At 72.3% G+C, this 12,019-nt stretch carries 13 protein-coding genes; 9 read left to right on the top strand and 4 right to left on the bottom strand.

Annotation, left to right across the window (positions count from 1 at the left end; genetic code table 11):
- Positions 1-216, bottom strand: a 216-nt coding sequence (locus OO63_RS21970; RefSeq protein ID WP_157854029.1) for a hypothetical protein, incomplete at its 3' end; no start/stop codon positions are given.
- Between the two features lie 196 nt (positions 217-412).
- Between OO63_RS21970 and OO63_RS21965 the strand changes: the two genes are divergently transcribed.
- From OO63_RS21965 to OO63_RS21955, 3 genes are all read left to right on the top strand, one after another.
- Positions 413-967: a PH domain-containing protein gene (locus tag OO63_RS21965; RefSeq protein ID WP_199819528.1), complete on the top strand. Its 555-nt coding sequence runs from the start codon at positions 413-415 to the stop codon at positions 965-967.
- Positions 964-2,556, top strand: a complete 1,593-nt coding sequence (locus OO63_RS21960; RefSeq protein WP_051811074.1) for a PH domain-containing protein — start codon at positions 964-966, stop codon at positions 2,554-2,556. Before OO63_RS21965 ends, OO63_RS21960 begins: the two co-directional genes overlap by 4 nt.
- An 82-nt stretch (positions 2,557-2,638) precedes the next feature.
- Entirely contained in the window at positions 2,639-4,831 is a 2,193-nt protein-coding gene (locus OO63_RS21955) for an MMPL family transporter (protein WP_234311319.1), read from the top strand.
- 131 nt (positions 4,832-4,962) lie between these two features.
- Here the strand turns inward: OO63_RS21955 and OO63_RS21950 are convergent, their stop codons facing one another.
- Together OO63_RS21950 and OO63_RS21945 are read right to left on the bottom strand one after the other, a co-directional pair.
- Complete coding sequence (locus OO63_RS21950) at positions 4,963-5,229, bottom strand: DUF5988 family protein (RefSeq protein ID WP_030360877.1); 267 nt, start codon at positions 5,227-5,229, stop codon at positions 4,963-4,965.
- Between the two features lie 131 nt (positions 5,230-5,360).
- Positions 5,361-6,095: a hypothetical protein gene (locus tag OO63_RS21945; protein ID WP_030360876.1), complete on the bottom strand. Its 735-nt coding sequence runs from the start codon at positions 6,093-6,095 to the stop codon at positions 5,361-5,363.
- A gap of 78 nt (positions 6,096-6,173) precedes the next feature.
- Here OO63_RS21945 and OO63_RS21935 point away from each other — a divergent pair, with 78 nt between their 5' ends.
- From OO63_RS21935 to OO63_RS43675, 6 genes are all read left to right on the top strand, one after another.
- The gene (locus tag OO63_RS21935; protein ID WP_078619285.1) at positions 6,174-7,901 is read left to right on the top strand and encodes an FAD-dependent oxidoreductase; all 1,728 of its coding nucleotides are present in this window, start codon (positions 6,174-6,176) and stop codon (positions 7,899-7,901) included.
- A 101-nt stretch (positions 7,902-8,002) separates the two neighbouring features.
- Positions 8,003-8,446 carry a cold-shock protein gene (locus tag OO63_RS21930; protein ID WP_030360873.1) on the top strand — a complete coding sequence of 148 codons (444 nt, stop codon included), beginning with the start codon at positions 8,003-8,005 and terminating at the stop codon, positions 8,444-8,446.
- A 135-nt stretch (positions 8,447-8,581) separates the two neighbouring features.
- A complete protein-coding gene (locus OO63_RS21925) occupies positions 8,582-8,938 on the top strand; it encodes a GNAT family N-acetyltransferase (protein WP_030360872.1) in 357 nt (118 codons plus the stop codon).
- Positions 8,935-9,633 (top strand): aspartate/glutamate racemase family protein, encoded by a 699-nt coding sequence (locus OO63_RS21920; protein ID WP_234311320.1) that lies wholly within the window; start codon positions 8,935-8,937, stop codon positions 9,631-9,633. Before OO63_RS21925 ends, OO63_RS21920 begins: the two co-directional genes overlap by 4 nt.
- Before the next feature lie 35 nt (positions 9,634-9,668).
- Positions 9,669-10,109 (top strand): nitroreductase family deazaflavin-dependent oxidoreductase, encoded by a 441-nt coding sequence (locus tag OO63_RS21915; RefSeq protein WP_030360870.1) that lies wholly within the window; start codon positions 9,669-9,671, stop codon positions 10,107-10,109.
- 214 nt (positions 10,110-10,323) lie between these two features.
- Positions 10,324-10,542 carry a hypothetical protein gene (locus tag OO63_RS43675; protein ID WP_078619284.1) on the top strand — a complete coding sequence of 73 codons (219 nt, stop codon included), beginning with the start codon at positions 10,324-10,326 and terminating at the stop codon, positions 10,540-10,542.
- Positions 10,543-10,549: 7 nt separating this feature from the next.
- Here OO63_RS43675 and gndA read toward each other — a convergent pair whose 3' ends face one another.
- Positions 10,550-11,989 (bottom strand): NADP-dependent phosphogluconate dehydrogenase, encoded by a 1,440-nt coding sequence (gndA, locus tag OO63_RS21910; RefSeq protein WP_030360869.1) that lies wholly within the window; start codon positions 11,987-11,989, stop codon positions 10,550-10,552.
- Between the last annotated feature and the right edge of the window lie 30 nt (positions 11,990-12,019).

Here is a 12,019-nt window from a genome sequence, read left to right as displayed (position 1 = left end):
CACACCCAACACAAACAACGGCCACACCCGCCGCACCACCAACACCACCACCACAACCACCTGCAACCCCAACCCCGCCCACGGCCCAAACCTCGGATGCTCTTCCCGGGGAAAGCCGCTCCAGAAGGCGACGAAGACGTTGAGTGCGATGAGAGTGGCGACGAGGATGGTGTCCTGAACGGCGCTGCGGCCCAACCATCGAATCGGCCCTGTCACGCGGTCACCCTACTGTCGCCCACACGCCCACGAAGCGGACCTGGTCCATACGAAACAGCGGAGCGTACGAAAGTGGGTAGCGCTCCCCTGAAGTTGCAACCTTGGTCGCTTCCACTCCACACGAAGCGCTCTGCCTCGCTCCCCGTCCCGGTTGTTTGGCTGGTGGGACAACGACAGCCACAGGGGCGGAGGGGCAGTGCCACAGCAGACGCGGCAGGCAGCGCGGGGCGGTGCGGAGGCGACACCTCCGGACTCCGGTGTTCCGCTCGTGCTCGGCATGCCGCGGCCCGCCCGCCGCCCGGACCGGCGCGCCGTCCACTGGTGGCTGACGCAGAACCTCCTGGTCGTGGTGCCGGTGCTCGCCGCTCTCGCGGCCGCGGCGCTGACCCCGGACGCCCCGTCCTGGCTGTGGACCGTCCTCGCGGTGCTGTGCCCCGTCGGCGTGGGCTACGCGCTGCTCACCCCCTGGTACCGCTACCGCGTGCACCGCTGGGAGGCGGGCGACGACGCCGTGTGCGCCACCTCCGGCTGGCTCACCCGCGAATGGCGCGTCGTGCCGTTCACCCGGATCCAGACCCTGGACTCCAGGCGCGGCCCGCTGATGCAGCTCTTCGGGCTCTCCGCGGTGACCGTGACCACCGCGTCGGCCGCGGGTCCGGTCACCATCGTCGGCCTGGACAAGGACCTGGCCGACGAACTGGTCCGGGACCTCACCGAGCGCGTCCGCGCCCTGCGTGAGGACGGCACGTGAGCGTGCGTACACCGGTGCTCGACGCACCGGACAAGGAGCCGCCGACCGCGGAGCAGCCGTGGCAGCGTCTGCACCCGCGCATGATCGTGGTCAGCGTCAGCTGGCTCGTGGGCCCGGCCGTGCCCCTGCTCGGCGCCATCCTGGTGGCCCGGGACCTGCTCAACTCCCACGGCCTGATCGTCCTCGGCTCCTACATCGTGGTGGCGGGCGTCCAGGCGGGACACGAGTGGGTGCGCTACCGCACCACCCGCTTCCGCATCACCGACAGCCAGGTCGAACTGCACTCCGGACTCCTCTTCCGCACGGACAAGTCGATCCCCCGCGACCGCGTCCGCAGCGCCGACCTGACGGCCAACCCCGTGCACCGGCTGTTCGGGCTCGCGGCCGTGAAGGTCGGCACCGGCGAGCACACCGCCCGCAGCGAGGACGAGGAACTGGTGCTCGACGGGATCTCGCGCGAGCAGGCCGTCCAGTTCCGGGCGCTGCTGCTCGGCCGGGGCGCGGGCGGCACCGGCGGCGAGGCCCCCGCGCTGCCGGTGCCGCTCGCCCGGATGCGCTGGTCGTGGGCCCGCTACGCGCCCCTGACCGTCACCACCTTCGCCGGGGTCCTCGCCGTGGTCACCGGTGTCTCCAAGCTCCTGGACACCCTCGGGCTCGACGTCACCGACAGCGGCACCGCGCGGGGCGTCTGGGACTGGCTGTCCGCCGTGCCGCTCGCCGTGGCCGTCGCCGTCGTGACGCTCGTGCTGCTCACCGTCGGCGTCGCGGGCTCCCTCGTGGCGTTCACCGAGGCCTGGTACGGGCACCGCATCGAGCGCGAGCCGGAAGGCGCCCTGCACATCAGCCGCGGCCTGCTCACCTCCCGGTCGGTGTCCGTGGCCGAGCGGCGGATCTGCGGGGTGGAGCTGAGCCGCCCCCTGCCCCTGCGGCTGCTCGCCGCAGGACGCCTGAGCCTCCTGGCGACCGGGCTCGGCGGCCGCGGCACCCAGTTTCCCGGCACGCTCGGCCCGGCCCAGCTCATCCCGGCCGCGCCCCTGAACTCCGCGCACCAGATCACGGCCGACGTCCTCGACGAGGCGGCGTCGCCGATCACTCAGGCGGTGTTGCGCGGCCACCCCCGGCCCGCGCTGCGCCGCCGTCTGGTGCGCGGTTGCCTGCTGGCCCCGGCCGGGGCCGCTGCCCTGGCCGGGGCCTGCGCGGCCGCCGGAGCGCTGCCGTGGTGGGCCGCCCCCGTGGCCGCGGTGCTCGCCGCGGCCTGCGGCGCGCCGCTCGCGGTGGACGCCTACCGCGGCCTCGGCCACGCGCTGTGCGGCGACTACCTCGTCGTACGCCAGGGCACGTTCGTCCGGCGGACGGTGGCGCTGCGGCGCGACCGCGTCGTCGGCTGGACCGGCAGACAGACCTACACGCAGCGCCGCGCCGGGCTGTGCACGCTGACCGCCACCACCGCGGCCGGCAAGGGCGCCGTGCGCATACGTGACGTCGGCGTCGCCGACGGGCTCCGGTTCGCGGAGGCGGCGCTGCCCGGCCTCGTCGCCCCCTTCTGCGGCGCGCCGACCGGCCCGAGCGAGCACCGCGACAAGCCCTGAACCGCACCACTGGTGCTGAGCCGCACCACAAGCCCCCGCAAGACCAAGTACTTCGGTGTGATCCGGAGTGGAGGAAGGAACCGTGTTCAAAGCACTAGGACGTTTCGTCGTCGGCCACCGCTGGCTGGTGATCATCGGCTGGCTCATCGCCGGGGCGGCCGTGATCGGCTACGCCCCGTCGCTGACCACCACAACCGATCAGGCCGAGTTCCTTCCCAAGCACTACGAGTCGATCCAGGCGCAGAAGATCCAGGAGAAGGCGTTCCCGAAGGGCTTCAGCCCGTCGGCGATCGTGGTCTTCACGCGGGAGGACGGCAAGCCCCTGGACAAGGCCGACTCGGCCGAGGTCACCAAGGTCGGCAAGGCCCTCAAGGCCAAGAAGTACGACAAGGTCGAGCAGGTCATCACCGCGCCGCCGTCACCGCACAAGAAGGTGCAGACGGTGATGGTGTCGATGGCCGATGTGAAGGCGGGCGACAAGGGCCAGCAGCACGCGGTCGAGGACATGCGGGACGACCTCAAGCCGCTGGTCGCCGACTCGGGGCTGAAGGCGGGGGTCACGGGTGACGCCGCCACTCAGCTCGACAACGAGGAGGCCTCCAAGAAGGCCGACGGGCTGATCTTCATCGGCACCATCGTCCTGATCGTCGTCCTGATGACGATCATCTTCCGCAGCCCCACGATCACCGTCCTCACCATCGTCGGCATCACGCTCGTCTCCCAGATCGCCAACGGCCTGATCGCGATCGCCGCCAAGGAGTTCCACCTCAAGGCCGACAGTTCGGTGTCGTCCCTGTTGATCGTGGTGCTCTTCGGCGTCGGCACCGACTACATCCTGTTCCTGATGTTCCGCTACCGGGAGCGGCTGCGGCTCGGTGAGGACCCGAAGACCGCGATGATCTCCGCGGTCGGCCGGGTCGGCGAGGCCATCGCCTCGGCCGCCGGCGCCGTCATCGTCTGCTTCCTCGCGCTGCTGCTCTCGTCGCTCAGCTTCCTCGTCTCCATGGGCCCGGCCCTGGCCATCGCCATCGGCGTGACCCTGCTCGCCAGCCTCACCCTGATCCCGGCGATCATCTCGCTGATGGGCACCAAGGTCTTCTGGCCGTCCAAGTCCTGGCAGCGGGAGCCGCGCGCGGCCCGCTTCGAGGCCGTGGGCAAGTCCGTGGCGCGCCGCCCCGGCCTGTTCGTCATCGGCTCCGGCCTCCTCATGATCGTGCTCGCGCTCGGCTCGTTCGGCTACAAGCCGACCTTCGCGAGCCAGGAAGACGAGAACTCCAAGAAGGAGTCCCAGGTCGCGCTGCACGCCATGAGCAAGGACCTGCCGGCGGGCAGCACCAACCCGAGCACCGTCCTGATGCGCTCCACCGACGGCGAGAAGCTCCGCGCCGCCGACATGAAGTCCTTCGTCACCGAGCTCAAGAAGGTCAAGGGCGTCGGCAGCGCCTCGCGCACCCAGCTCAGCAAGGACGGCACGACCGCCGAGTTCAACGCCGTCCTGACGATGGACCCCAACGGCCGCGAGGCGATGGACGTCGTACGGGGACCGCTCCGCACCGCGGCCCACGAGGCGGCACCCCAGGGCACCGAGACGAAGGTCGGCGGCGTCACGTCCGTGTTCGTCGACATCAACAAGGCCGTCAACCGGGACTTCTCGGTGGTCTTCCCGACGGCGGCCGCGCTCATCATGCTCATCCTCGGCCTGCTGCTGCGCAGCATCGTCGCGCCGATCTATCTGATGGTGTCGGTCGCACTCGGCTTCGGCGCCACGCTCGGCGCGAGCGTGCTCCTCTTCCAGCAGGTCCAGGGCCAGTCGGGCCTGACGTTCTTCCTGCCCGTCATCATGTACTTGTTCGTGGTCGCCATCGGTACCGACTACAACATCCTGATGGTGGCGCGCCTGCGGGAAGAGGCCAAGGAAGGGCTCGGCCCGCGTGCGGCCACCGCCAAGAGCATCCAGCACGCGGGCCCGACGGTGGCCGCTGCCGGTGTGATCCTCGCGGGTTCGTTCGCGTCGATGATGCTCGCCAGCGATGTCTCGCTCGCCCAGATCGGGTTCGCGGTGGCCTTCGGCATCGTCATCGGTGCCTTCGTGATGGCGATGTTCTTCACACCCGCCCTCACCGCCCTGCTCGGCCGGGCCGCGTGGTGGCCGCGCCGCATCCGCCCGGAGTCGCCGCGCCAGGGCACGCCCCCGCACGCCGGACACCAGCATCCCGTGCCCGCGCAGACCGGCAGCCCGTACGCGTCCTACCCGCCCCGGGAACGCGGCGACTGACGGGACCGGATTCCCCCCGGGTCCGGTCCGCACGAGAAAGGGCCCCCACCGCGCGAGCGGTGGGGGCCCTTTCTCGTGGGGGTTCTCGAAGCGCGTGACCCTGCCGGCGAGTTGTGCCCTGCTGTCTGCTGCTACTCGGCGATTTTCGTGCGGCCGACCCAGCGCAGTTTCAGCGGCCCCGACGCGTCGTTGTGCGAAGCCGCGTCGGGCGTGACCGGCGCGTCGATGAACTCATAGTGCTCGTAACCGTTTCCGTGCCGAATCTTGATCTTCTCGGCGGAGCAGATCACTTCGTTCAACTCGGCGAGGACGACATTCCCCGAAAGCGGACTCGGACCGCCTTCGAGGTGGACGGAGTTCAACGTGATGGCGGAGATGGTGCTGTCGATTCCTCGCATGGGTCACCTCTCGTCTTGACACCTCTGACTTGTGCGATTGTTCTGTGGCCGCGCGGGGTTCGGATAGCCCCGGAGTACCCCTCAATGACCCCTATCGCCGGGGTGTCTCACTCCGTGGAATTCATGGAAGTTCACGACCGCACAGCAGACGGCACCGGCTCAGGGTGCCCCTGCGGCTGTCGGTCGTTCGGCGCGTACGCAAGGGGTACGGACGCGAGCGCGCTGAACTTCTCGCCGAGCGGCTGGATGACGTTCCGCTCGACCTCGTAATAGCTCGTGAGCGCCGAGAGCGGCACCCGGCGCAGATGCCAACGGCCCGTGAGATTGCAGCCGATCTCCGCGTCCGGCGTGAAGTGCCCGGTCAACCAGCCCTGGTCCTCGCCGTCGAGGGTGTGCTCAAGACGGAAGTGGTTGAACAGGCTCTGCGCCGTCGTGCGCACCGTCTCCCGCGGATCCTGCGGCCGGGGCTCCGCCACACCGAACCAACACTCGGGCTCCCCGGCGTCCTTGACGTAGGCGTCGTTGAAGCCGAGCCACGGCCACACGAACGCGATGTGGCGGGCGTCGGCGGTGCGCACGTCATCGGCGCGGCCGCCGTCCGCGATCCGGTCGGCGTCGATGTAGAAACGGCCGAGCCAACTCGGCAGCCACAGGTAGTAGGGGTACGAACTGTCGTCGGACAGCAGGTAGCTGTTGGCATTCGAGAACAGTTCGTTCCCGGCTATGGGGCGCAGCCGCACCCCGTACTCGGGCAGACTGAAACGCACGCTGAGTACCTCGAAGAACGACCGGACGTCCTGGAAGTAGGCGGCCAACGCGTCATAGGCGCCCGCGGTTTCGGCGACGACATCTTTGCGGAAGATCATGCGGTTTCTCCAGCGTGCTCAGGCGTGCGGTCCGGCACCGAAAGAAGCGTGGGCGCCGGAATGTGCTAAGACGGGTACGTGAGCGCGACTGTAGATCAACACCAGAGTGCGGTAAACCATGCAGTGGCAAACACGACCACGCCGTCGACGGCGCGAACTCGCCAGCCATTACCGGCCGTTCCCGAACTCGACACGGCGATAGTCGGAGCCGGAATAGGCGGCTGTCTCCTCGCCGCTCGCCTTGCCGGGCACCGGGAACGCGCCGGTGAATTCCACCCCGGCCGCGTGGCGCTCTTCGAACGCGCGCACCGGGTGGGCGGACGGCTGTGGTCGGTCCCCATGGGCGAAGGACCGCACGGGGGCGAAGGACCGCACGCCGACCTCGGGGCGATGCGCCTGCACAGCGGACTGCGGCAGGTCCTGGACGTCGTCGACGAGGCGGGACTCACCGGCGACCTCGTGCCCTTCGACTTCGGACGCCCCGAGAACCCCACCCACCTACGCGGCGTGACCCTGCGCCAGCGCGACCTGACCGACGCCACGCGCATCCCCTACCACCTCGCGGGCGGCGAACGCGGCCTCGGCCCCGGCGACCTGGTGCTCCGCGCGGCCGACGCGCTCGTCCCCGGCTTCACCGCACTGCGCCGCCGCCACCACGAGGCCCTCGAGCGGGGCGACACGGAACGCGCCGCCCGGTGCGCCACCGCCTTCCGCACCCGCCGCGGCCGGGCGACCGTCGCGGGCCGGCCCCTGCGGTGGACCACGTACGCCGACGCCCTGCGGGCCGTGCTCGGGGCGGAGGCGGTCGCGCTCCTGCACGACACCGGCGGCTACGACGTGGCGTACAGCCGGGAGAACGCCGCCGAACAACTCGGCATTCTCTTCCGCACCCCGCCGGACGCCGCGTATCTGACGCTGCGCCGCGGCATGCAGAGCCTGCCCCTCGCCCTGCGCGACCGCTTCACAGCGGCGGGCGGCACCCTGCGCCTCGGCCACCGGCTCCTGCGCGTCGACCGCGCCGGGCCGCACCACGACCGTGCCCCGTCCGCCACCGCACCCGGGGCCGCCCGCCGCCCCCGCTACCGCCTGACGTTCGCCCTGGAGGACCCCGAAGGCCGCGCCACCGGCGCCCACGCCCACGTCCACGCGCACACCGTCGTCCTCGCCCTGCCCCAGGGCCCGCTGCTGCGGCTCGACGGGGACGGCCTTCCGTTCACGCCCCGGCTGCGCGCGGACCTGGCGGCGGTCGAGGCCGTGCCCGCGCAGAAGCTCTTCCTGCTGTACCGGACGGCCTGGTGGCGCGGCCTCGGCATGACCCGCGGCCGCGCCACGACGGACCTGCCGCTGCGGCAGCTCTGGTACGGCGGCACCTGCCCGCCGCCCGGCCCCGCCCGCGACGACGGCCCCGCGCTGCTGCTCGCCGCCTACCCCAGCGGGCCCGCGACGAAGACCTGGGAAGCGGCGCGCGAGCCCGGCACCGACCCCACCGACCCCGGCCGTGACCTGGTCGGGCGGACCCAGCGCCTGCTGGCCCGGATGCACGGCCTGCCCCGCCTGGAGGACCCGCTGGCCGTGCGCCTGCAGGACTGGGGCCTGCCGCCGCACGACGGGGCCTGGCACGTGTGGCGGCCCGGACGCGACCCCGACGAGATCGCGCCCCGCGTCCGCAGGCCGCTGCCCGGTGAGGCGGTGTACATCGTCAGCGACTGCTGGACGCCCGACCCCGGCTCGATCGAGGGAGCCGTGGCCTGCGCCGAGACCGTGCTGCGCGAGCACCTCGGGTGCGGGCGGCCCTCGTCCTCCTGAGACCGACAAGGTAGGTTCTGGCTACAGATTCATTCGGTTGTGGGGGCTCACACAGGGTGATGCCCACCGTGTGGCGTGTGGTGAGGTGTGCTGGCATGGCTGTGCTGACGGCGGGGAAGGTCCTTCGGTTCGACGAGGTCCGCGGATACGGGTTCATCGCCCCCGAGGTGGGCGACGAGGACGTGTTCATGCACGCGAACGACCTCGTGGACGAGAAGTACCTCTATCAGGAGGGGAGCCAGGTCGAGTTCTTCCTGGAGATGGGGGAGAAGGGGCCCAAGGCGTCGAACATCCGCCTGGTCCACCAGTCCACCTCGCACCAGCTGCGCAGCGGCGGCCTCGCGGCCCGGCCCGCCGCTTCCGCCGCTGCCGCCGCCGGTGCTGGTGCCGACGGCGAGCCGACCGCGTCGACGGCCGACGCCTTCGGCCGGGAGCTCACCGAGGCCCTGCTCGACTCGGCGGGCACGCTGACGGGCGACCAGATCAAGCAGGTCAGGGCCTGCGTCCTCGACCTGGCGCGGGCGCGGGGCTGGGTCGCCTCGTAGGTTGGACACAGGCCGGGACACGTCCCGGACGGACGGGCGCGAACCGGCGTGGAGCGGCGTGGAGCGGCATGGAGCGGGCACGGCCCCGCAGGCCGCACCGGACCTCGGCGGGCGCGGACAAGGTGAGGAGCGGCCATGAGTGACACCGGCGGAGCCATCGGCATCCACGACGAACGGACCGACGGGGCCCTGCGGGCCCGCGAGGACGGCCGAGTCGTCGGCGAGATCGTCTACTTCACCCTGTCCGAGCCCGCGCCGGCCCTCGTGCCCGTGCACACGGAGGTGCCGTCCGCGCACGCGGGCCGGGGCATCGCGGGCGCCCTCGCCCGGGAGCTGTACACGATCGCCGCCCGCGAGGGCCGCGCCGTCGTACCGCTGTGCCCGTACGTCGCCAAGTGGGCCGAGCGCCATCCGGACGAGGCGCCGGTCCCGTCCGCCGCGCTCGTCGAGGCCGCCCTCGCCAAGGCGAAGGCGGACCCGTCGGCGTGGTGACCCTGGCCCTCCTGCACACCTCGCCCGCGCACATCCCCGTCTTCGACGCCCTGCGCGACGCCGACCACCCGGGCCTCGCGCTGCGCCACCGCGTCCACGAGGACCTGCTCGCGCGGGCCCGCGCCGAGGGCCCGGACGCCGTCTCCGACGCCGTCCGGGCGGTGCTCGCCGAGGCCGCCGACGGCGCCGACGCGGTGCTGTGCACCTGCTCGACCATCGGCGGCGTCGCCGAGTCGCACGCCGTCGCCACGGGGGTGCCCGTGCTGCGCGTCGACCGGCCCATGGCGGCCGCGGCGGTGCGTGCGGGCCCGGCTGTCGCCGTCGTCGCCACGGTCGCCTCGACCCTGGAGCCGACCGTCGCCCTCGTGCGTGAGGAGGCCGTCCGCGCGGGCCGGGCCGTCGACATCCGGACCGTGCTGGTGGACGGCGCCTGGGAGCGGTTCGAGGCGGGGGACCGGGCGGGGTACCTGGGGCGCGTCGCCGACGCCGTCGAGCGGGTCGCGGGCTCGGTCGGCGCGGTCCTCCTCGCGCAGGCGTCCATGGCCGAGGCTGCCGACCGCGCGCCCGCCGCGACACCCGTGCTCAGCAGCCCCCGCACCGGCCTGCGCGAAGCGGCACGCCTGTGCGGGCACACCGCGCAGCGACCCGCCCCGGAACCGGCCGACGTACCGCGGAGGGATCACTCCTCGGAATGAGGCGTCGGCCCGCGAGCCCCGCCTAGGGTTCGACCATGACCTCACCCGAAGAAGCCGTGATCAGCCCGACGGGCTGGGTGGCCCAACAGGCCCGTCTGTACGAGGAGTCCGGCGGGACGAAGGGCGCCGTCGTCCAGGGCGCGCCCTGCCTGCTGCTCGACTACCGGGGCCGCCGCTCCGGGCAGTGGCGGCGCACCGTCCTCATCTACGGCCGCGACGGCGACGACTACCTGATCGTGGCGTCCAACGGCGGCGCCGACAAGCACCCGCTGTGGTACCTGAACCTGCGCGACGAGCCCGACGTCCGCCTGCGCGTGGGCACCGAGCGGTTCGACGCCCGCGCGGAGACCCTTTCGGCCGAGGACAAGGAACGCGTCTGGCCGCACCTCGTCGACGTCTTCGGCCTGTACGCCGAGTACCGCGAGAAGACCACCCGGGACATCCCCGTCGTACGCCTCAGCCGCGTACGGGACTGACCACCTGTTGTCGTACGGCGATCGGGCGATCCGGGTCCGTGGCGGCCCGGGTGGCCCGGGTGGCCCGGATCACCGGGACGGGACGCGTGGACTCGCCGGGCGTGGGCACGCGAGCCGGGAGAGAGTGGAGACGCCCGCGGCCCGGACCTCCGGGCCCCCTTCGGGCCGGGGAGTCCGGCCCGGGGCGACCCGCCTCCGATCCGCTGGAGGAACCATGACCCACCCGTTCCCCGACCCCGTACCGCCGGGACCCACCCCGGGCCCGCACCCGGACCCCACGCCGGGCCCCGGCCCCGCGCCCGACCCGGGCGGGCCGCCGCGCCCGGTCCCCGACCCCGTGCCGCTGCCGGAGCCGTCACCGTCCCCGGTGCCGCGGCCGCCGGGTCCCGGCCCGGACCCCGTGCCGCCGGAGCCCGAGCCGCAACCCATGTGACCGAGCGCTACGCGCCGACCTCGGAGCGGTCCCCGCCCCACAGCGTGTGGAACGACCCCTCCCGGTCGGTGCGCCGGTAGGTGTGCGCGCCGAAGTAGTCCCGCTGGCCCTGCGTGAGCGCGGCCGGGAGCCGGTCGGCGCGCAGCGCGTCGTAGTAGGCGAGGGCCGCGGCGAAGCCCGGTGCGGGCACGCCCTGGAGCGTCGCGGCCACCAGGACGGCACGCCAGTCGTCCTGGGCCTCGCCGATCTCCCGCGCGAAGCCCTCGTCGGCCAGCAGGCTCGGCAGGTCGGCGCGGGCGTCGTAGGCGGCGCGGATGCGGTCGAGGAACGCGGCCCGGATGATGCAGCCGCCGCGCCAGATCGAGGCGACCTGCCCCAGGTCGACGTTCCAGTCGTACGCGTCGCTGCCCGCCGCGATCTCGTGGAAGCCCTGCGTGTACGACACGATCTTGGACGCGTACAGCGCCTGCTCGACCTGGTCGGCGAACGCTGCCGCCTCCTCCTTGCCGAGCGGCTGCGCCTTCGGGCCCGCGAGGCCGCGCGACGCGTCGCGCAGGTCCTTGTGACCGGACACCGCACGGGCGAACACCGCCTCCGCGATGCCCGACACCGGCACCCCGAGGTCGAGGGCGATCTGCACGGTCCAGCGGCCGGTGCCCTTCTGCTCCGCCTGGTCCTGGACGACGTCCACGAACGGCTCGCCGGTGGCGGCGTCGACGTGCGCGAGGACCTCGGCGGTGATCTCGATCAGATAGGAGTCGAGGCGGCCGGTGTTCCAGGTGCGGAAGATGTCCGCGATCTCGGCGGGGGAGTAGCCGGCGACGTCGCGAAGGAGCTGGTACGCCTCGGCGATCAGCTGCATGTCCGCGTACTCGATGCCGTTGTGCACCATCTTCACGAAGTGACCGGCGCCGTCCGGGCCGATGTGTGCCGTGCAGGGGCTGCCGTCGGCGGCCTTCGCGGAGATCTTCTCCAGCATCGGGCCGAGCGCCTCGTAGGACTCCTTGGAGCCGCCCGGCATGATGCTCGGGCCGTTCAGGGCGCCCTCCTCGCCGCCGGACACGCCCGTGCCGACGAAGTGGATGCCCTGCTCGCGCAGCTCGCGCTCGCGTCGGCGGGTGTCCGCGAAGTGCGCGTTGCCGCCGTCCACGATCATGTCGCCCGGCTCCAGGAGCGGTGCGAACTCCTTGATGACCGCGTCCGTCGGCTCCCCGGCCTTCACCATGACGACGAGGCGGCGCGGGCGCTCCAGGGCCGCGACGAGATCCTCGGCGGACTCGGCGCCGACGAACTCGCCCTCGTGGCCGAACTCCTCGACGAGGGCACGGGTCTTGGCGGCCGTGCGGTTGTGCACCGCGACCGTGTAGCCGTTGCGGACGAAATTGCGGGCGAGGTTGCGCCCCATCACCGCGAGTCCCGTGACACCGATCTGCGCTGAAGCACTCATGCTCTGGCTCCTGAGTTCCTGGCCAATCCG

The sequence above is a fragment of the Streptomyces alboflavus genome (genome assembly GCF_000716675.1).
In the GTDB taxonomy this organism is placed as follows: Bacteria; Actinomycetota; Actinomycetes; order Streptomycetales; family Streptomycetaceae; genus Streptomyces; species Streptomyces alboflavus.
This window is presented reverse-complemented; position numbering and strand designations above follow the sequence as displayed.